The following is a 19655-nucleotide window of genomic DNA, read 5'->3' as shown; positions in this document are numbered from 1 at the left end:
GCCGCGGAACCCGCCACTACGGCCGCCGCCGCCGCGACGCCCGCGGCCACCGCGCTGCATCTCTATCGTTTCGCCAGCGCCCAGCGCGCCGCGGACACCGTCAAGCGTGGGTGCGGCCGCAGGCGCCGCTTCCGCCACCGACCCGACAACGGTCGTCGCCACGGCGCCGCCGGCAAGGCTCAACAGAAAAAACCGCCTATCCATGATGTCAATCTCCTCGATAATTGCCGCCCGGCCGCGAGGCTAGCACGTCTGGTCCTGCCGGACAGAATTATTCTCATCAACATAACCAAACGGAAGCCGCTACATTTGCTGCATTGCAACAGATGAATACTGAGTCGGCGGGGCATTTCGCCAATGGCAATGGCTCGGTAATTCAGATTCTATTTCCGTGGCACGGAATGCAGGATGTCGACCGGACTCGCCGCGCGCGATTGCGTAGCAAGTCGGCATGGCTCGGGCCGGTCTGCCGCCGGATGCGAGGCATTTTGCGCCGTCCCGCCGGTTGACGCGCCCGGGTGCCGGGTCCCGGCGGTCTTGGCAGGGGGCGGGTGGACGTCTATGTCGGGGGAAAGATCCTGCCAGCCCGCGAGGAGCCTGCCTTGACCGATGCGCCGACCCTGCCGGACCGCCTGTCGACCGATCCCAACAGTCCGTTCTACGACGAGGCCGTTCTCTCGCGTGAGGTCGGCATCCGCTTCAAGGGTGTCGAGAAGACCAATGTCGAGGAATATTGCGTGTCGGAAGGGTGGATCCGCGTCACTGCCGGCGCCGCCAAGGACCGTTTCGGCAACCCTTTGACGATCAAGCTGACCGGCCCGGTCGAGCCCTATTTCAAGCGCTGAGGCGCGCCGGGAGTCTCGAGCGTGGTGCCACCCTGTCGACCGGTCCGGGCCACTGTCATCGTTGCTTACCATATGTGAAGCGCGCCCGGGGACATCGGCGGCGCCTGCGCCTATAAGGTGCGGACCGCCTGATCGCATCGAATCGCAACCCACGACCCTCCGAAGCCGCACGAGAGTTCGCCCATGCCCCGCAAGTATTTCGGTACAGATGGCATCCGCGGCCGCGCCAACGCCTTCCCGGTCACGCCCGAATTCGCGATGAAGGTGGGGCAGGCGGCCGGCGTCGCGTTCCAGCGCGGCACCCATCGCCACCGGGTGATGATCGGCAAGGATACGCGGCTGTCCGGCTACATGATCGAAAACGCGCTGGTCGCCGGCTTCACCTCGGTGGGCATGGACGTGCTGCTGGTCGGCCCGATGCCGACACCGGCGGTCGCCATGCTGACGCGCTCCATGCGGGCCGATCTCGGCGTGATGATCTCGGCTTCCCACAACCCCTTCGACGATAACGGCATCAAGCTCTTCGCACCCGATGGCTACAAGCTTTCCGACGAGGTCGAGCGCGAGATCGAGAGCCTGCTGGACCAGGACCTTTCGAAGAAGCTCGCCGCCTCGCGGCTCCTGGGGCGCGCCAAGCGCATCGACGACGCCCAGGCGCGCTACATCGAGTTTGCCAAGCGCACGCTGCCGCGCAACCTCGACCTTGCGGGTCTGCGCATCGTTATCGATTGCGCCAACGGCGCCGGTTACAAGGTGGCCCCGGCGGCACTCTGGGAGCTCGGCGCCGAGGTCGTGACGATTGGCGACAAGCCTGACGGCTTCAACATCAACGAGGCCTGTGGCTCCACCCATCCGGAGACGCTGGTGGAGAAGGTGCGCGAGATGCGCGCCGATATCGGCATCGCTCTCGACGGCGACGCCGATCGCGTGCTGATCGTCGACGAGAAGGGCCATGTGGTCGACGGCGACCAGTTGATGGCGGTCGTGGCGCAGTCGTGGCTTGAAGATGGCCGCCTCGCCCAGCCCGGGATTGTCGCGACCGTCATGTCCAATCTCGGGCTGGAGCGGTTCCTCGGCGGTCTCGGCCTTCAACTCGCCCGCACTCCGGTCGGCGACCGCTATGTGCTGGAGCATATGCGCGAGCATGGCTTCAATGTCGGTGGCGAGCAGTCGGGCCACATCATCCTGTCGGACTATTCGACGACGGGGGACGGCCTCGTCGCCGCCCTGCAGGTGCTGGCGGTCGTGCTCAAGATGGGCCGGCCCGTGTCTGAGGTCTGCCATCGATTCGAGCCGCTGCCGCAGATCCTCAAGAACGTGCGGTTCAAGGGTGGCAAGCCGCTGGAGGCGACGAGCGTCGTCACCGCCATCGACGACGCCAAGCTGAAGCTCGGCAGCCATGGTCGCCTCGTCATCCGCCCCTCGGGGACCGAGCCCGTCATCCGCGTCATGGCGGAAGGGGACGACCGGGAACTCGTCGAGACCGTTGTCGACCAGATCGTCGCGGCCGTGGCCAAGGCCGCCGCCTGAACCTCGTGCCGGCAGGGGGCGGGTCGCTTCACCCGGCGTTGACCATGTTCGTTAGGGTTAAGCCGCCCTTAAGCAATCTCTGCGATTTTTTTGGCGTTGAACCTCCGGCTGCCCCGTGAAGGGTGCGGCCCCCGCCAGGACATCGCCATGCGCCGCCACTCTTCAGCCGTCCTCGCCGCCGCGGCGGCGCTCGTTTCCACCGCCGCCACCGCGGCAGACGTCGCGCCGGTTCTACGCCAGTCTGTTCCCGTGGTGCAGCCCGCCGAGAGCGGCGGCTGGTACCTGCGCGGCGACATCGGTGTGGCCGCCCATGCGATTGGCAATTTCGCCGTGATGCAGAACGGCACGCAGGTGCGCGCCGGCACCGGCGGCGTCAACGACTATGCGCTGCGCATGAAGTCTCATTCGGAAACGGTGTCGATCGGTATCGGCGTCGGCTACCAGTTCAACTCCTGGTTCCGCGCCGATCTGACCGGCGAGTTCCGCGCCGGCGGTCAGCTGCGCGGCCTCGACTACGTCAATTTCGACGCTGGCGGCGGCACCACCGCGCAGACCAATCTCTATCACGGCAACACCCGTTCGATGGTCGGCCTCGCCAATTTCTATGTCGATCTCGGCACCTTCTGCCAGATCGGCTGCCTGACGCCCTATCTCGGCGCCGGCTTCGGTTTCGCCCATACGACAGTGAGCGGCTTCACCGACACCTCCACCGGCTTCAACACGGTCACCGGGGCGACCGGCTCGCTCGGCGGCTATGCCAGTTCCGTGTCGCGCACCAGCTTCGCCTGGGCGCTGATGGCCGGCGTCGGCTACAAGGTCAATGAGCGGCTCACGCTGGAAGCTGGCTACCGCTATCTCTCGCTCGGCGACATGCCGGCTCTGTTGCTGCGTGACCCCGCCACCGGCCAGCCGCGGCCGGGCCGTGAGACCATCCAGGCCAGCCGCCTGACCGCCCACGAGATCAAGATCGGCATGCGCTGGTCGCTCAATTGCGCCTGCGCCGTGCCGGCCGAGCCGATCGTCGCCCGCTACTGATCCGACCGCCACCGCGCGGACAAGACGGCGCGGGCCTGGCCCGCGCCGTTTCCGATTGGGCGGGGAGGGTGGCGGCACGGTTAATTTTTAACCTTAAGGCGACCTTAACCCGCATTTCCGACACTGGTCCGGCTTCTCCCCGCGTCTGACGGCCGGGCTTCCCCCGCGCTTTGCAGGAAACGAGTCGATGACAGGTCCGACCATGTGGCTGCGTATCGGAAACCGCCTTTCGGCCGCCGTCATAACCTGTCTGGTACTCGCCGCTGCTCCGCCGGCTCTCGCTGCCGACACGCGTGGCGCCCCGCCGTCTGCGCCGCTGCTGCCCCCGGTCCTGGCGGAGGACTTCTCGTCGGGCTGGTACATGCGCGGCGACCTGACTGCCAGCTTCTTCCGTCGCCCTGCCGCGCGCTATTTCGACGCCGTCAATCTGGCCCCCGGGGCCTGGGTGGACCTGCGCGACACACGCGCCGGCACGGGTTTCGGCGCCGGCCTGGGCGCCGGCTTCAAATACAAGTGGCTGCGCCTCGACACGACGCTCGACATCCGCTCGACCGCGCGGCTCTCGGGTTTTGCACCGCCCGAGGGCAACTGGGCCTATGCCGGGCCGCTGCCGGTACCCGCCCGCACGGACCGTTTCGGCGTCACCGCCCATGCGCTGCTCGTCAACGCCTATGTCGATCTCGGCGGCTGGGGCGGCGTGACGCCCTATCTTGGTGTCGGCATCGGCACCGCCCGTCTCGCCGCCTCCGGCTATGTCTCGACGCCGGTGCCTGCCGCTGCGCTGCTCGGCGAGACGATACGCACGCCGACCCTCGTCTCCACGGTCAAGTGGACCCTCGCCTGGGCCGCAATGGCCGGCGTGACCATCGATCTGACGCCGCAGACCAAGATCGATCTCGGCTATCGCTACATGCATATGGGCGCGCTGCGCTTTGCCGATACCGCCGGGGGTGCCTACCGCACGACAGTGGCGGCGCACGAGTTCCGCATCGGTCTTCGCTACATGTTCGGCGACGGGCTGGGCGCCGGAAACTGACCGGCGGTGCCCTTCACATCGGCAGGTCGGCCGAGCCGTCCTCGCGCAGCGGGAAGAACGGGTTCAAGGCGAGTTCGATCGGGTGGCCATCGGGATCGGCGACGTAACCGGAATAGCCGCCCCAGAAAACCTCCTGCGGCGGCTTCAGCGCCGTGGCTCCATGCGCCAGGGCATGGGCATAGGCGTCGTCGACTGCTTCGCGCGAGGGCAGGGTCCGGGCGATGGTGATCCCGCCGAAGGGGCCGCGCGGCGCGACCGGTAGCCCCGCATCCTTGGCGAGGGCGCGGCGGTCGAAGAGGGACAGGACGACGCCGCCGGCCCTGAAGAAACTGACCGATGTCTGGCTCTGCGAGGCGGATTTGTCGAAGCCGAGATCGCTGTAGAAGCGCGTGGCGCGGGGCAGGTCGTCGACACCGAGCGTGACCAGGGCGATAGCGGCGGGGGCGGGTTTCATGCGGTATCCCTTCACAACAGCGACAATTGCTCGGCAGCGGCCGCTCCCTTGCGGGCAGGGGGCGTAAAATGCCCGCTGTCCAGCCGCAGTGTCCGCTTGTTGAAGCCGATGCGTTCGCGCGCCACCTCGAACCGGCGGCCGATCATCCAGGCGAAAGGGCCCGTGCCCTTCTGCCGCAGGTGGAAGGTCGCGTCGTAATCCTTGCCGCCACGGGTCTGCTGGACGAGGGAGAGGACGTGGCGTGCCGCGTCCGGCCGGTTCGCCACCAGCCATTCGCGGAACAGGTCGCGGATCTCGTGCGGCAGGCGCAGGAGGACATAGCCGGCCTCGCGGGCGCCCATGTGCCAGGCCGCATCGAGGATGCGCTCGATCTCGGCGTCGTTGACGGCAGGGATGATCGGCGCGACGAGAACCGCCGTCGGGACCCCCGCTTCCGACAGCAGGCGGATGGCCTCCAGCCGTTTCGCCGGGGTCGCGGCGCGCGGCTCCAGCGAGCGGGCGAGCTTGCCGTCGAGCGTCGTCACCGACAGCGCCACCTTGGCGAGGCCCTTGGCCGCCATGCGGGCGAGAATGTCGATGTCGCGGGTGACGAGATGGCTCTTCGTGACGATCCCCACCGGGTGGTTCGCCGCCTCCAGCACATCGAGGATGCGCCGGGTCAGCATCCACTGTTTCTCGATCGGCTGGTAGGGGTCGGTATTGGTGCCAAGCGCGATGGTTCGCGGCTGGTAGCCTGGCACCGCCAGTTCCTTTTCCAGGAGGTCCGCTGCGTTGGGCTTGGCGAACAGCCGCGTCTCGAAATCGAGGCCGGGGGAGAGGCCCATATAGGCATGGGTGGGGCGGGCGAAACAGTAGGTGCAGCCGTGCTCGCAGCCCCTGTAGGGATTGATTGACCGGTCGAAGGACAGATCGGGCGAATCGTTGCGGGTGATGATCCGCTTGGCCTTCTCCTCGGTCACCGTCGTGGCGAGCGCGGGCAGTTCCTCAAGAGATCCCCACCCGTCGTCGATGGCCTCCCGGCGCTCCCTTTCGAAACGCCCGGAGGCGTTGGTCAGCGTGCCGCGCCCGCGCCGCCGGGCCTCGCCGACCGCCGGGCCCGACGACAGATCGAGGGCGCTGGCGGTTTCGAGGCCGAAGATGCGAGCCGCCGCAGCCTCCATTCCACCGCCGTTCAGGCGGGCGGCGAGATCGTCTTGAACCGGTGAGGGGCGGGGACGGGCCATGGCTCAGAGCTAGCAGAGAGCCGGTAGTCGCTCAAGAACAAAAAAGGAACATGGTGCTTGTGGTCGCCGATTTTGCCGCGTCGAATGCCCCTTGCCACGGCTGGCAAACGGGCATAAAGATATCTTTATATGTGAGTGAGCCTGTGACCCTGTCCTTCGGTAAACCCCTTCGGGCCGCTGCGGCCGCCTATGCGTTCGACGGCGCCGTGGCGGTCCTGCGTGCCGTTGGCGAGCCGACCCGGCTGCGACTGCTCGCGCTGCTGGCGGAGGCCGAACTGACGGTGACTGACATGGTCGATATTCTCGGCCAGTCGCAGCCGCGCATCTCACGCCATCTCAAGCTCCTCCTGGAAGCAGCACTTGTCGAGCGGGTCAAGGAAGGCTCCTGGGCCTTCTTTCGCGCCGCGGGCGAGGGGGCAGGCGCCCGCACCGTCGCTGCGCTAGCGGCACTGGTCGATCCGGGTGATCCCATCCTTGCCAGCGACCGCGAGCGACTCGCCGCGGTGCGCGCAAAGCGGTCAGCCGAGGCGCAGGCCTTCTTCAGCCGTCATGCCGCGGACTGGGGGCGGCTTCGGGCCCTCCATGTTCCCGAGGAGCGGGTCGAGAAGGCCGTGCGCGACGCGCTGTCCGGCACGAAACTGCGCTCGTTGCTTGACCTCGGCACCGGCACCGGTCGGATGCTGGAGCTTTTCGCCCCCGACATCGATCGCGGCCTCGGCATCGATGCCAGCCCGGAAATGCTGACCCTGGCGCGCGCGGCGCTCGACCGCGCCGGGATCCGCCATTGTTCCGTGCGCACCGGCGACATCTATTCTCTCGCCCTGCCGCGCGACGCCTATGACGGCGTCATCATCCACCAGGTGCTGCATTTCCTCGACGACGGTGCCCGTGCCATCCGCGAGGCGGCACGTGTGCTGCGCCCCGGCGGACGCCTCGTCGTGGTGGACTTCGCCCCGCACGAACAGGAATTCCTGCGTGAGGTCCAGGCGCACCGCCGCCTCGGTTTCGCCCGCGACGTGATCGAAGGCTGGATGGCTGCGGCCGGCCTGACGCCGGTCCGCTTCACCACCCTCGCGCCCGACAATTCCGGCGGTGACACGCTCACCGTCTCCATCTGGGTCGGCCGCGACCCACGCATCGTCAACGACGCCCCGGTCCTGCCGGCGGCACCTGCCATCGAGGTCGCCTGATGTCCTCCGCCTACAAACCCAGCCGCTATGTCTCGCGCTCCCGCCTGAAGGTCTCCTTCGAGTTCTTCCCGCCGAAGACGGAAGAGATGGAAACCACCCTGTGGGAATCGGTCGAGCGGCTCGCGCCGCTGGAGCCTTCCTTCGTCTCGGTCACCTATGGTGCCGGCGGCTCGACCCGCGAGCGGACCCACGCCACCGTCTCGCGCATCATCAGGGACACGGTGCTCAAGCCGGCGGCGCACCTGACCTGCGTCGCTGCGACCAAGTCCGAGGTGGACGAGGTGATCCGCGACTACTGGTCGGCCGGCGTGCGCCATATCGTGGCGCTGCGCGGTGACCCCGTCGGCGGCGTCGGCACGAAATACGAAAGCCATCCCGGCGGTTACGAGGGCTCGCCCGAGCTCGTCGCCGGCATCAAGGCGATCGGTGATTTCGAGGTCTCGGTCTCGGCCTATCCCGAGCGGCATCCCGAGAGCCCCTCGCTCGACACCGACATCGAGATGCTGAAGCGCAAGGTCGATGCCGGCGCGACACGGGCCATCACCCAGTTCTTCTTCGACAATGACGTCTACCTGCGCTACCTCGACCGTGTCCGCGCCTCCGGGATCACCATCCCGATCGTGCCAGGCATCGTGCCGGTGCAGAATTTCAAGCAGACGGCGGGCTTCGCCGCGCGGACCGGGGCAAGTGTGCCCGACTGGCTCGCCCGGCGCTTCGAGGGATTGGAAAACGACCCGGCGACGCGCAAGCTGATCGCCGCTGCGGTCGCCGCCGAACAGGCGCTGGACCTCGTCGACCGTGGTGTCACCGAATTCCACTTCTACACGATGAACCGCGCCGATCTCGTCTATGCGGTCTGCCACCTGCTGGGCATGCGGCCCAAGGAAGCCACGCCGAGCGCGGTGGCGGCGTGATCCAGTCAGATTCTCTCCGGAGGGAGCTCTCCCTATGACCCAGTTTCCCCACCGCCATGCCGACGGCGCCGAGATTCTTGCTGCCCTGACCAAGGCTGCGGCCGAGCGAATCCTCATCCTCGACGGCGCCATGGGCACCATGATCCAGCGCTACAAGTTCTCGGAAGCGGATTTCCGCGGCGAGCGCTTCGCCCACTGGACCCATGACCTGAAGGGCAACAACGATCTCCTGATCCTGACCCGTCCCGACGTGGTCGAGGCGATCCATCTCGAATATTTCGAGGCGGGGTCGGACATGGTCGAGACCAATACCTTCTCCTCCACCTCCATCGCCCAGGCCGATTACGGCATGGAAGAGCTCGCCTACGAGCTCAATTACGAGGGCGCCCGGCTTGCCAAGAACGCGGCGAAGCGCGCCGAGGCCAAGGATGGCCGTCGCCGGTTCGTCGCCGGCGCCTTCGGTCCGACCAACCGCACCGCCTCGATCTCGCCGGACGTCAACAATCCCGGCTACCGCGCCACCACCTTCGACCAGTTGCGCGAGGCCTATGCGGACGAGGCGCGCGGCCTGATCGACGGTGGTTCCGACATCATGCTGGTGGAGACGATCTTCGATACGCTGAACGCCAAGGCGGCGCTGATGGCGATCGAGGAGGTCTTCGAGGAGAAGGGCCTGCGGCTGCCGGTGATGATCTCCGGCACGATTACCGACCTGTCGGGCCGCACCCTGTCGGGCCAGACGCCGGAAGCCTTCTGGTACTCGCTGCGCCACGCCAAGCCCTTCTCCATCGGGCTCAACTGCGCGCTCGGTGCCAAGGAGATGCGCGGCCATATCCAGGCGCTCGCCAAGGTCGCCGACACGCTGGTCTGCGCCTATCCCAATGCCGGCCTGCCCAATGAATTCGGCCTCTACGACGAGAGCCCGGAAGCCATGGCGACCATGGTCGGTGAATTCGCGACCGCCGGCCTCGTCAATATCGTCGGCGGCTGCTGCGGCTCGACGCCCGACCATATCGCTGCCATCGCGAAAGCGGTAAAGGGCGTGAAGCCCCGCGCCATCCCGGCCATCGAGACGAAGCTGCGTCTCTCCGGCCTCGAAGCCTTCGAGTTCGCGGCGTGACGCGCCGCGTCCGTCCTTCTCTTTTCGTGAGTGCCCGATGAACACCCCCGTCGCGTCCTTCATCAATATCGGCGAGCGTACCAACGTCACCGGTTCGGCGAAGTTCAGGAAACTCATCACCAACGGCGACTATACTGCCGCGCTCGACGTTGCGCGCGAGCAGGTGGAGAACGGCGCGCAGATCCTTGACGTCAACATGGACGAGGGGCTGCTCGATTCCGAGCATGCCATGGTGACCTTCCTCAACCTGATGGCCGCCGAGCCGGACATCGCCCGCGTGCCGGTCATGGTCGACAGCTCCAAATGGGAAGTGATCGAGGCCGGGCTGAAATGCGTGCAGGGCAAGTCCATCGTCAACTCGATCTCCATGAAGGAGGGCGAGGAGAAGTTCATCGAACAGGCGAAGAAGGTGCGGCGCTATGGCGCCGCCGTCGTCGTCATGGCCTTCGATGAGGTCGGTCAGGCCGACACGTTCCAGCGCAAGATCGAGATCTGCGAGCGCGCCTACCGCATCCTCGTCGACCAGGTCGGCTTCCCGCCCGAGGACATCATTTTTGACCCGAATGTCTTCGCGGTGGCCACGGGCATCGAGGAGCACAACAATTACGGCGTCGACTTCATCGAGGCGACGAAGTGGATCCGCCAGAACCTGCCGCATGCCCATGTCTCCGGCGGCGTGTCGAACGTGTCCTTCGCCTTCAGGGGCAACGAGCCCGTGCGCGCGGCCATGCACTCGGTTTTCCTGTTCCACGCCATCAAGGTCGGCATGGACATGGGCATCGTCAATGCCGGTGCCCTGCCGGTCTATGACGAGATCGACCCGGAGCTGCGCGAGCTCTGCGAGGACGTGATCCTCAACCGCCGTCCTGATTCCACCGAGCGGATGGTCGACGCGGCGGCGCGGTTCAAGGGTGACGGCGTCGCCCAGCAGGACAACAAGAAGGACATGTCCTGGCGCGAGAAGCCGGTCGGCGAGCGCCTGACCCATTCCCTGGTTCACGGCATCACCGAGTTCATCGAGCAGGACACCGAGGAAGCCCGCCAGCAGGCGACGCGGCCGCTGCATGTCATCGAGGGGCCGCTGATGGACGGCATGAACCATGTCGGCGACCTGTTCGGCGCCGGCAAGATGTTCCTGCCGCAGGTGGTGAAATCGGCCCGCGTCATGAAGCAGGCGGTGGCCTATCTCCAGCCCTTCCTCGAGCAGGAAAAGCGCGACATGGGGCTGGTCGATAAGCCCGCCGCCGGCAAGATCCTGATGGCGACGGTGAAGGGCGACGTCCACGACATCGGCAAGAACATCGTCGGCGTCGTGCTCCAGTGCAACAATTACGAGGTCATCGACCTCGGGGTCATGGTACCGGCCCAGCGGATCCTCGACGAAGCGCGCAAGCACAATGTGGACATCATCGGCCTGTCCGGGCTGATCACGCCCTCGCTCGACGAGATGGTCCATGTCGCCGCCGAGATGGAGCGCGAAGGCTTCTCCGTGCCGCTGATGATCGGCGGTGCCACGACCTCGCGCGTCCATACGGCTGTGAAGATCCACCCGAACTACCACCGTGGCCAGACCGTCTATGTGCTGGACGCCTCGCGCGCCGTCGGTGTCGCCTCGGCGCTGCTCTCCGAGGACCAGCGCGGCCCCTATATCGCCGAGATCAGGACCGAATATGCCAAGATCGCCGAGGCCCACCTGCGCGGCGAACAGGCCAAGCTGCGCATGCCGCTGGCCGACGCACGGGCGAACCGCCTGAAGCTCGACTGGGAGGGCTACGAGCCGCCCAAGCCGAGCTTCACCGGCACCCGTGTCTACGAGGACTATGACCTCGCCGACCTCGTCAGCGCCATCGACTGGACGCCCTTCTTCCAGACCTGGGAGCTGAAGGGGCGCTATCCCGCCATTCTCGACGACGACAAATATGGCGAAGCGGCCCGCAACCTGTTCAAGGATGCGCAGGTGATGCTGCAGCGGATGGTCGGCGAGAAGTGGCTGACCGCCAGGGCGGTGGTCGGCCTGTGGCCGGCCAATACGATCGGTGACGACATCGCGCTCTACAGTGACGAGTCGCGCAGCCAGGAGATCGGCCGGCTGCATACCCTGCGCCAGCAGATCTCGCGCCGCGAGGGCCGGGAGCGCGCCCATATCGCGCTGGCCGACTATGTTGCCCCGGTCGGGACGAAGCCCGACTGGATCGGCTGCTTCGTGGTCACGACCGGCATCGGCGAAGAGGTGCTGGCCAAGCGCTTCGAGGACGCCAAGGACGACTATTCCTCGATCCTCGCCAAGGCTCTGGCCGACCGCCTGGCCGAGGCCTTCGCCGAGCGCATGCACCAGATCGTCCGAAAGGAGTTGTGGGGCTATGCGGCGGATGAGACTGCCTCGGCCGAAGAGCTCATCCTGGAGCAGTATCGCGGTATCCGCCCGGCACCGGGCTATCCGGCACAGCCCGACCATACCGAGAAGGACACGCTGTTCCGCCTGCTCGACGTCGAGCGCGCCATCGGCGTGACGCTGACCGAGAGCCGCGCCATGTGGCCGGGCTCGTCGGTCTCGGGCCTCTATCTCGCCCATCCCGACAGCGCCTATTTCGGCGTCGGCAAGGTGGAGCGCGACCAGGTCGAGGATTATGCGCGGCGCAAGGGCTGGACGGTGGAGGAGGCCGAGCGCTGGCTCGCACCGGTGCTGAACTACGATCCGGCCATTCTCCGGAGCATGAGCGAAGCGGCGGAGTGACGGGGCTGCCCCGGGGCCATGACCGCCGCGTCCCCACCGGGCGCGGCGCGCCGTGGCGCGACGCCCCGAACGGCCGAGGCGCCATGGTGCGAGGTCAGATCGTGACCTGCGTGCCGACCTCGACCACCCGTCCGGTCGGGAGGTGGAAATAGTCCGACGCCGAATTGGCGTTCACCGCCAGGCCGATGAAGATGTAGTCCTGCCACAGCGGCATGCCGAGCTTGCCGGACGCCTTCAGGTGTCGCCGCGACAGGAAGAACGAGGTCGACATCATGTCGAACTTCAGCCCGTATTTCTTGCAGGCGATGAGGGCTTTGGGGACGTGCGGCGTTTCCATGTAGCCGAAGCGGACCGTGAGCCGCGAGAACCGCTCATTGATCTTCTCGTAGGAGATGCGGTCGCCGTCCGGCAGGCGCGGCACGTCGACCGTCTTCACGGCGAGGAAGACATTGTGCTCGTGCAGCACCTTGTTGTGCTTGAGGTTGTGCAGCAGCGATGCGGGTGCATAGGACTGGTCGGAGGTCAGGAACACCGCCGTGCCGGCCACCTCGTGCGGCGGCCGTTTGTCGAAGCTCTTCAGCAGGTCGACCAGCGGCACCTCGATGCGGCGGGTCTTGTCGGCGAGGATCGCCGTGCCCTTCCGCCAGGTCAGCATGAGGAACATGATCACCGCGCCGATAACGAGCGGCACCCAGCCGCCATCCACGAGCTTCAACATGTTGGCGCCGAAGAAGATGAAGTGGATGACGATCAGGGGCACCATCACGACGAGCGCCAGCAGGATGTTCCATTTCCACAGCCGACGGACGACGAACCAGGCGAGCACGGCGGTGATGAACATGGTGGCGGTGACGGCGATACCATAGGCGGAGGCCAGGCTCGACGAGGACTTGAACAGTAGCACCAGGGTCAGGACGCCGATCAGCAGGCCCCAGTTGATGGCCGGCATGTAGATCTGGCCGGCCTGTTCCTCGGACGTGTGGCGGATGGCCATGCGCGGCAGGAGGCCGAGCTGGATGGCCTGACGCGACAGGGAGAAGGCGCCGGTGATCACCGCCTGGCTCGCGATGATGGTGGCGAGAGTCGCCAGGATCACCATCGGCAACAGGGCCCAGGAGGGCGCCAGCAGATAGAAGGGATTGGTGAGCTTGGAGGGGTCGGCGAGCACCATGGCGCCCTGGCCGAGATAGTTCAACGTCAGCGCCGGGAAAACCAGGCCGAACCAGGCCCACTGAATAGGCTTGCGACCGAAATGGCCAAGATCGGTGTAGAGTGCTTCGCCGCCGGTGACCGCCAGGAAGACCGCGCCGAGTGCGAGGAGGCCGATCGTGCCGTTATTGGCGATGAAGACGAGACCGTAATAGGGGTTGAAGGCATGAAAGACGCCGAGATCATCGGCGATGTGGATGGCGCCGGTCACCGCCATGGCGAGAAACCAGACGACGCAGATCGGTCCGAAATAGCGCGCAACCCTGGCCGTACCGTGGCTCTGGACGGCGAAGAGCCCGATGATCACCACGACCGTCAGCGGCAGGATGTAGGGCTCGAAGACCGGCGTTACCAGCTTGAGGCCCTCGAGTGCCGACAGAACTGAGATGGCCGGGGTGATCGCCGCGTCGCCGTAGAACATGGCGGCGCCGGCCATGCCGAGAAGGGCGATCATATAGGAGGGCTTGCCCATGGCGCGCTGGGCGAGGGCGACCAGCGTCAGGATGCCGCCTTCGCCCTTATCGTCCGCGCGCAGCAGCAGCAGGACATATTTGCCGGTGATGATGAGGATCAGCGACCAGAGAATCAGCGACAGCACGCCGAGGACGATGTCGCGGCTCGGGGTGCCTGTTGCGCCATGGCCTGTCGCTGCAACGACGGCCTCACGGAACGCATAGAGCGGACTGGTGCCGATATCGCCGTAGACAACACCGACGGAGCCGACGACCAGCCCCCAGAAGCTCGCCTGGGAATTGCCGTGGCCATGACCATGTTCGCCGTTCCCGCCGGCCCCACGCGTTTCCGTGCGGTTGTCCTGGCCCGGGCCATCATCGGCCGCGGCCGGATGCGGGGAACCGGCCGCCGTATCTTCTGCCATCGGATCGAAACCTTTGGGACGGTTCTGGGGGAGTTCCTGAGGGCACGCGACGTGCAACCGCGGCTGCGCCTTCTCTCTGCCGGCATCATTCAGGACGGAACACCGGCCTTGTCTTGGGTTGGAAGCGACCGATCACCGCAGACAATCTCGTCGATGCCGCGGAAAAGGATGACGTCCAAGGGCAGCTTTTACTCCTCCCCCATGGCCGGATCAATGGGGACCCGGCAGGGGCTCAGCGCACGAGTGTCTCGCGGCTCTGGGTCATGTCGATGACGCGGATGGCCGGCGTCTCGGGGGTCACCGGGATGGAGACCGACACCGGGCCGGCCCTATCCCGGATCGGGCCCGCGGCGGCCCGCGCTGCCTGCGGCAGGCGGCCGACGGGGGCCGCGGCGGCGTTATCACCGGCCTGGATGCCGGCCTGGATCTCGTCGACCCGGCGGCGGACGTCGGCAGGCAGGCGGCCATAGGACCGTGCCGCTACGAAATCCTGCGGCTGGTAGGGGAACCGCGTGGCACCGCGGAAGACCTGGACACCGGTCTCGGTCACCACGACATCGCCGGCGCGCAGGGTGACGTCGTGGGTGATGGGAAGGCGGGCGAGGCCGTTGGCGGCTGCGCCCTGGCAGGAGCAGCTTCGCTCCAGTCCCTGGCGGAAGCGGAAGGCGGTCCGCAGCGCCGCATAGGTCTGGCCGCGGGCATTGACCGCCTCCTCGATGCTGCCCTGGTGCCTCACCGAATAGAGCGCCACGTCGGCACCGGGACACATGGAGGCGCAACTGTGCTGCTGCGCCTGCTGTGCGGCGCCAACCGTGGCCGGCCCCATAGGGAAGAAGAACCCGTCGCAGGTGCGCACGCAATAGGCGCGCGGTCCGCCGACATTCTCGCCGGTGGCCGACCGGCTCTGCTCGCCATGGCCGCGCGGCGTTCCGCGGATGTCGCCGCCGGGGCGGACGGTGATTTCCGGCACGTCGCGGCTGCGGCCCCCGCCGAACAGCGACAGGAATCCGAGGCCGCGGCCGGAGGTCGGCGGTGCCCCCGCACGCTGGCCGGCTTCGCCGCGGGCAATGGCATAGAACTCGTCCCGGTCCTGGGCGAGGGACAAGGCGGTGGAGACCAGAATGGCGAGGCAGGTGATCCCGGCAGCCAACAGGGCGGCGTGGAGACGCGGCGCGTGAAAGGTCATCGGTCCACCCTCGATGAGCGACGCAGAACAGGCAGGGGCATGCGGCTCTGTCTCGTCGCGCCGGCGCGGAGCCCGAGCGGACGATCAGCAGAGGCGGACCCTAGAGAGCGGATGTTGCGCCACCATGTCGTGGCTGCGGTGCCCGTCTGAAACATGGGGCGGAGCGGACCGGCGCAGCGATGGGCAACGTGCCAGGCCGCGCCAGTCCGCGTCAGTGTCGTCAGAAAGCGCCGAAGAGAATCGCCCCAACAAAGGCAAAGGCGGCGCACGCATAAACAATGTTGACGTGACGCACGAGTTCCACGGCTGATCTCCCATGAAGAAACCGGGTGCCTCAAACTATGCCGGCTCAGCGCGAGGCGCCAAGTGAAATCTGGCGATATCCCGAGATTTGGGCCTGCTGCGCGCCGCACGCCCGGGCTCCCGATTGACACGATTGCGGAAATTCCGGCGATCAACGCGGCGCATTGGGTGAGGGTTCCTGACCCTTCACCTCCGGGGAGTTGCGGCGGGGAGGGCTGCGTTCGCCGCCCCGGCGCGCGGACGGCCGCCGCGAGCCCCCTTGACGGGCTCGGGCGCAGATGTCACGCCATTTTACATCATGGCAAGCCTCCCCGATTCAGAACTGTCCGAGCGCCGTGGCTATCACCATGGCAATCTGCGCGAGGCGTTGCTGGAGGCAGCCCGCCGGCTCATCGCAGCGCGTGGGCCCGCGGGTTTCACCCTGTCGGATGCGGCGAAACTGGCGGGGGTGTCGCCCGCGGCGCCCTACCGCCATTTCAAGGACCGCGAGGCCCTGCTGAAGGAGATAGCCGTAGCCGGCTTCGAGGCCCTGGGCCGGCGGCTCCGCGCCGCCGCCGAGGCCGGCGGCCCCGACGGTTTCGTCGCCATGGGGCGGGCCTATCTCGCCTTCGCGCGCGAGGAACCGGCCTATTACGCCGCCATGTTCAACACCGGCCATCCCGGCGGCGGCGGGTCGGGAGACGATCCGGGCTTCGCGGCGCTCCAGCAGGCGGTTGGGCGGAGCATCGGCAGCGACGATCCCCGGCGGGTCAAGGTCGCGGCGACGCTGGTCTTCGCCCTGACCCACGGTCTGGCGTCCCTGTCGGCGCCGGGATCGATCGCCATGCCAGGCGGGCTGGATGATCCCGAGCGGATGCTCGACATCGGGGTCCATGCCCTGCTGGCCGGGTTTGCCCGAATGCCGTGACCGCGGCTCAGGCGAGCGCCCGCATGAGCCCGGCCATCAGGCTGACGGCGCCGCTGGCGACGCCGGTGCCGAACTTCAGCGCCGATGCCCAGGGCAGGATCGCGGCGACGTCACCGAGGCCCGAATAGGCGATGGCGAGCAGCATGTTCTCGGTCAGGTCCATCGCTGCATAGGCGATGGGAAGGGCGAGGAGGAGGCGGTGGGTGCGCTCGTTGACAGGCACGCCGCGGGTCACCAGTCCGACGGCGAACAGGAGGCTGGCAGTGACGGCGGCGATGAGCGGCAGGTCGACGACGAGGCCGGCCAGACCCCGCCCGCGCAGCGACCAGATGGCGTCGAGATAGTCGCGGAAGGCGGCGGCGCTGTAGCCGCCGTGCTGCGTGTCCGGCCGAAGCGGCCGCAGGCAGGCGAGCCCGTCGCAGGGCGCGGCGCGCAGGGCCGCCTCGATGGGCGCATGGAGGAGGGCACCGGCGAGGTAGCAGGCGAGGACGGCCGCCAGCGCCAGGGCGAGGCGGGCCGGGCTGGCGCGGGCGGCGACAGCCTCTGCGGCACCGAGCAGCGTCACAGGCCCTTCGCCTCCATCCAGGTGACGATCCGCCCGGTCATTTTCCGCGCGATCGGAATGGCGATATAGGCCGATACGGCGGCTGCCGGCCAGGCGATGATGAAGGCGGTCAGCCAGCGGGTCAGATAGTCAGGCGGGAAGCCGAGATTGAGCCAGGTGATGAGCGCGGTCATGAGGAAGGCCATGACGGCGGCCATGAGGATCGGCTGGATGATGGCGGCTTTCGGCGGCATGGCAGTCTCCGGAACTGGGACCGGATCACTGCCGACTGTCGCGCGGCGTGGCAAGCGTCATGGGATAACGCCGCGATGCGGCGCTCGATCAGTCGGAATCGCGCGCGTTGAGGCGCTGCATCAGCTTCCGGTTCTGCATTTCAAGGGTCTTGAGCTTTTCCGCCAGCGAATCGGTGCCCAAGTCCTTCGCGACCAGGAAGGCCACGCCAATTTCAGGCGGGCGGCGCCAGGTGACGGAACATTCGAAGGTTTCGCCCTTCTGGGGAATCTTCAACTGGAAGTGATCCGGCACGTCGCCGACGCCACCGCAATCGAGCCTTGCGCCGCGTTGCGTGAAGTTGCGCACCGTGCATTCGGTCGAGCGCAGGCCGCCGGGGAACAGGATGGTTCCCTTCCAGAACGTGCGCGACCGCTGGATCGTGCGGCGCTCGATGGCTGCGTTGGTTGGCACGGCGGGCAACCTGTCTCTGACAAAAGTGTCTTCAACAGTCTAGGCGCCAGCCCTTAACCGTCCGTTGCGACGGCCGCGGACGCGAACTGCCCGCGATAGACTTTGGGACGCGGCGGCGCATAGCCGCCGGCCTTGGAGGTCCGCAGGCCGAGGGTGTGCAGGCTCTCGGCGAGCTTCACGGCGGCCGCGACGCCGTCGATGACCGGCAGCCCGTGCTCCGCCGACAGCGCTGCCGCAAGGTCCGCCATGCCGGCGCAGCCGAGCACAATCGCCTCGGCGCGGTCCTCGCTCTTCGCGCGTGCGATCTCCTCAGAGATCCGGGCGCGGGCGTCAGAGGCGGGGTTTTCGAGTTCCAGCACCGGCACTTCGCAGGAGCGCACCCGGGCGCAGCGATGGGCGAAGCCATATTTGTGGACATTGTGCTCAAGGGCCGGCACCGAGACGGCCAGGGTCGTCACCACGGTGAACTTGGTCGCCAGCAACGTCGCCACATGCATCGCCGCCTCGCCGATGCCCACCACGGGCACGTCCATCAGGGAGCGGGCGGCGTCGAGGCCAGTATCGTCGAAACAGGCGATGACGAAGCCGTCCGAACCGGGGCGGGCGCGCATTTCCGCCAGCATGCCCGGAATGGAATAGACCTCGTCGTAATAGCCCTCGATGGAGGCCGGGCCGCTGTCGGGGTTGACGGCCTCGATGGTCGTGCCGGGTGCTGCGACAGCGCGCGCCGCTTCGCCGATGGCGCGGGTCATGGAGACGGTGGTGTTCGGATTGACGATGGTCAGGTGCATGGCGGCGACGGCGTCCGGTTCGGCGAGGATTCGTCCAGCCTAGCCGATCATGCGGCCACTGGCGCGGTCGCATCGGTGCGGAAACAGCGGGCCTCGTGGCCTGCGCCGACGGCGACGGGCTCGGGCGTCGCCTCCGAGCAGGCGGGCGCCGCGAGCTTGCAGCGCGGGGCGAAGGAGCAGCCGGGCGGCAGGTTGGCCAGGTCGGGCGGCGAACCGGGAATGGCGTCGAGCCGGGTGCCCTTGGTCATGGCGTCGTGGGCGCGGCTCTTCAGGAGGCCGATCGTATAGGGATGGCGGGGGCTGCGCAGAATGTCGCGGATCGGTCCGGTCTCGACGATCCGGCCGCCATACATGACCGCGACACGGTCGGCGACCTCGACAGCCACGCCGATATCGTGGGTGACGAAGATGACGGCGATGCCGAACTCGCGCTGCAATTCGCGGATCAGCAGCAGGATCTGGATCTGAACTGTGGCGTCGAGGGCAGTCGTCGGCTCGTCGGCGAGCAGCACCTTCGGGTTGCAGGCCAGCGCCAGGGCGATCATCGCACGCTGGCGCATGCCGCCGGACATCTCATGGGGGTAGTTGTCGAGGCGGCGCTCGGGCGAGGGAATGCGCACCCGCTCGAAGAGGTCGAGCGCCCGCTTCCTCGCGTCAGCCCAGGACCCGCCGTCGTGCTTGACGATGGTCTCGGCGATCTGGTGGCCGAGCGTATAGACGGGGTCGAGAGCGAGCGCAGGCTCCTGGAAGATCATCGAGACGTCGCGGCCGCGGAAGGCCTGCAGTTCCTTCGGGCCGAGGGTGAGAACGTCCTTGCCGCCGACGGTGATGGAGCCTTCGACCTTGGTGCGCTTTTCCGGGTTGAGGCGGAGCATGGCGCGCAGTGTCACCGACTTGCCGGAACCGGATTCGCCGAGGATGGCGAGGGTCTCGCCGCGGTCGAGGGCGAGATCGACGCCGTTGATGGCGCAGATCGGCTTGGGGCCGCCGGTGAAGGTGACCTTGAGGTTGCGGATATCGACGAGGGGCGGGGTGGTCAGCATCTCTTGTCC

General features: G+C 67.2%; 17 protein-coding genes and 1 pseudogene. 9 read left to right on the top strand and 9 right to left on the bottom strand.

Annotation, left to right across the window (positions count from 1 at the left end):
- The 5 genes from Q0C57_RS18660 to Q0C57_RS18640 form a co-directional block, all read left to right on the top strand.
- The coding region (locus Q0C57_RS18660) for a hypothetical protein (RefSeq protein ID WP_296578687.1) at window positions 1-330 on the top strand (330 nt) is incomplete at its 5' end.
- Between the two features lie 272 nt (window positions 331-602).
- Window positions 603-845 carry a DUF3297 family protein gene (locus Q0C57_RS18655; RefSeq protein ID WP_296578686.1) on the top strand — a complete coding sequence of 81 codons (243 nt, stop codon included), beginning with the start codon at window positions 603-605 and terminating at the stop codon, window positions 843-845.
- 183 nt (window positions 846-1028) lie between these two features.
- A complete protein-coding gene (glmM, locus tag Q0C57_RS18650; protein WP_296578683.1) occupies window positions 1029-2375 on the top strand; it encodes a phosphoglucosamine mutase in 1347 nt (448 codons plus the stop codon).
- A gap of 147 nt (window positions 2376-2522) precedes the next feature.
- Window positions 2523-3410 (top strand): outer membrane beta-barrel protein, encoded by an 888-nt coding sequence (locus Q0C57_RS18645; protein WP_296578680.1) that lies wholly within the window; start codon window positions 2523-2525, stop codon window positions 3408-3410.
- Between the two features lie 187 nt (window positions 3411-3597).
- Window positions 3598-4446 carry an outer membrane beta-barrel protein gene (locus Q0C57_RS18640; protein ID WP_296578677.1) on the top strand — a complete coding sequence of 283 codons (849 nt, stop codon included), beginning with the start codon at window positions 3598-3600 and terminating at the stop codon, window positions 4444-4446.
- 13 nt (window positions 4447-4459) lie between these two features.
- Here the strand turns inward: Q0C57_RS18640 and Q0C57_RS18635 are convergent, their stop codons facing one another.
- Together Q0C57_RS18635 and Q0C57_RS18630 are read right to left on the bottom strand one after the other, a co-directional pair.
- Complete coding sequence (locus tag Q0C57_RS18635) at window positions 4460-4900, bottom strand: VOC family protein (protein WP_296578674.1); 441 nt, start codon at window positions 4898-4900, stop codon at window positions 4460-4462.
- 11 nt (window positions 4901-4911) lie between these two features.
- On the bottom strand, window positions 4912-6060 hold the full coding sequence (locus Q0C57_RS18630; RefSeq protein ID WP_296578693.1) for a PA0069 family radical SAM protein: 1149 nt from the start codon (window positions 6058-6060) through the stop codon (window positions 4912-4914).
- A gap of 269 nt (window positions 6061-6329) precedes the next feature.
- On the opposite strand from Q0C57_RS18630, the gene Q0C57_RS18625 reads away from it, so the two are divergent.
- The 3 genes and pseudogenes from Q0C57_RS18625 (at window position 6330) to metH (ending at window position 12081) form a co-directional block, all read left to right on the top strand.
- Window positions 6330-7313, top strand: coding sequence for a metalloregulator ArsR/SmtB family transcription factor (locus tag Q0C57_RS18625; protein WP_296578690.1), 984 nt, complete (start codon window positions 6330-6332; stop codon window positions 7311-7313).
- Window positions 7313-8227 carry a methylenetetrahydrofolate reductase [NAD(P)H] gene (metF, locus tag Q0C57_RS18620; protein ID WP_296578671.1) on the top strand — a complete coding sequence of 305 codons (915 nt, stop codon included), beginning with the start codon at window positions 7313-7315 and terminating at the stop codon, window positions 8225-8227. The genes Q0C57_RS18625 and metF overlap by 1 nt, the downstream gene beginning before the upstream one ends.
- A 34-nt stretch (window positions 8228-8261) precedes the next feature.
- Window positions 8262-12081: pseudogene (metH, locus tag Q0C57_RS18615) on the top strand (methionine synthase).
- A 94-nt stretch (window positions 12082-12175) separates the two neighbouring features.
- Here metH and Q0C57_RS18610 read toward each other — a convergent pair.
- Window positions 12176-14167, bottom strand: a complete 1992-nt coding sequence (locus tag Q0C57_RS18610; protein ID WP_296578668.1) for a potassium transporter Kup — start codon at window positions 14165-14167, stop codon at window positions 12176-12178.
- 232 nt (window positions 14168-14399) lie between these two features.
- A complete protein-coding gene (locus tag Q0C57_RS18605) occupies window positions 14400-15353 on the bottom strand; it encodes a DUF2865 domain-containing protein (protein WP_296578665.1) in 954 nt (317 codons plus the stop codon).
- Between the two features lie 601 nt (window positions 15354-15954).
- Between Q0C57_RS18605 and Q0C57_RS18600 the strand changes: the two genes are divergently transcribed.
- The gene (locus Q0C57_RS18600) at window positions 15955-16563 is read left to right on the top strand and encodes a TetR/AcrR family transcriptional regulator (protein WP_296578662.1); all 609 of its coding nucleotides are present in this window, start codon (window positions 15955-15957) and stop codon (window positions 16561-16563) included.
- A gap of 7 nt (window positions 16564-16570) precedes the next feature.
- Here Q0C57_RS18600 and Q0C57_RS18595 read toward each other — a convergent pair whose 3' ends face one another.
- From Q0C57_RS18595 to Q0C57_RS18575, 5 genes are all read right to left on the bottom strand, one after another.
- Window positions 16571-17128 carry a hypothetical protein gene (locus Q0C57_RS18595; protein ID WP_296578659.1) on the bottom strand — a complete coding sequence of 186 codons (558 nt, stop codon included), beginning with the start codon at window positions 17126-17128 and terminating at the stop codon, window positions 16571-16573.
- Entirely contained in the window at window positions 17125-17361 is a 237-nt protein-coding gene (locus Q0C57_RS18590) for a DUF2798 domain-containing protein (RefSeq protein WP_296578657.1), read from the bottom strand. Before Q0C57_RS18590 ends, Q0C57_RS18595 begins: the two co-directional genes overlap by 4 nt.
- Window positions 17362-17449: 88 nt before the next feature.
- A complete protein-coding gene (locus Q0C57_RS18585; RefSeq protein WP_296578655.1) occupies window positions 17450-17821 on the bottom strand; it encodes a PilZ domain-containing protein in 372 nt (123 codons plus the stop codon).
- Between the two features lie 44 nt (window positions 17822-17865).
- Window positions 17866-18603, bottom strand: a complete 738-nt coding sequence (locus Q0C57_RS18580; protein ID WP_296578653.1) for an aspartate/glutamate racemase family protein — start codon at window positions 18601-18603, stop codon at window positions 17866-17868.
- Between the two features lie 47 nt (window positions 18604-18650).
- The gene (locus Q0C57_RS18575; protein ID WP_296578651.1) at window positions 18651-19646 is read right to left on the bottom strand and encodes an ABC transporter ATP-binding protein; all 996 of its coding nucleotides are present in this window, start codon (window positions 19644-19646) and stop codon (window positions 18651-18653) included.
- Between the last annotated feature and the right edge of the window lie 9 nt (window positions 19647-19655).

The organism is Phreatobacter sp. (assembly GCF_022843985.1).
Taxonomy (GTDB): Bacteria; Pseudomonadota; Alphaproteobacteria; order Rhizobiales; family Phreatobacteraceae; genus Phreatobacter.
Note: the sequence above shows the minus strand (reverse complement) of the source record. Positions and strands in the feature narration are given on the sequence as shown.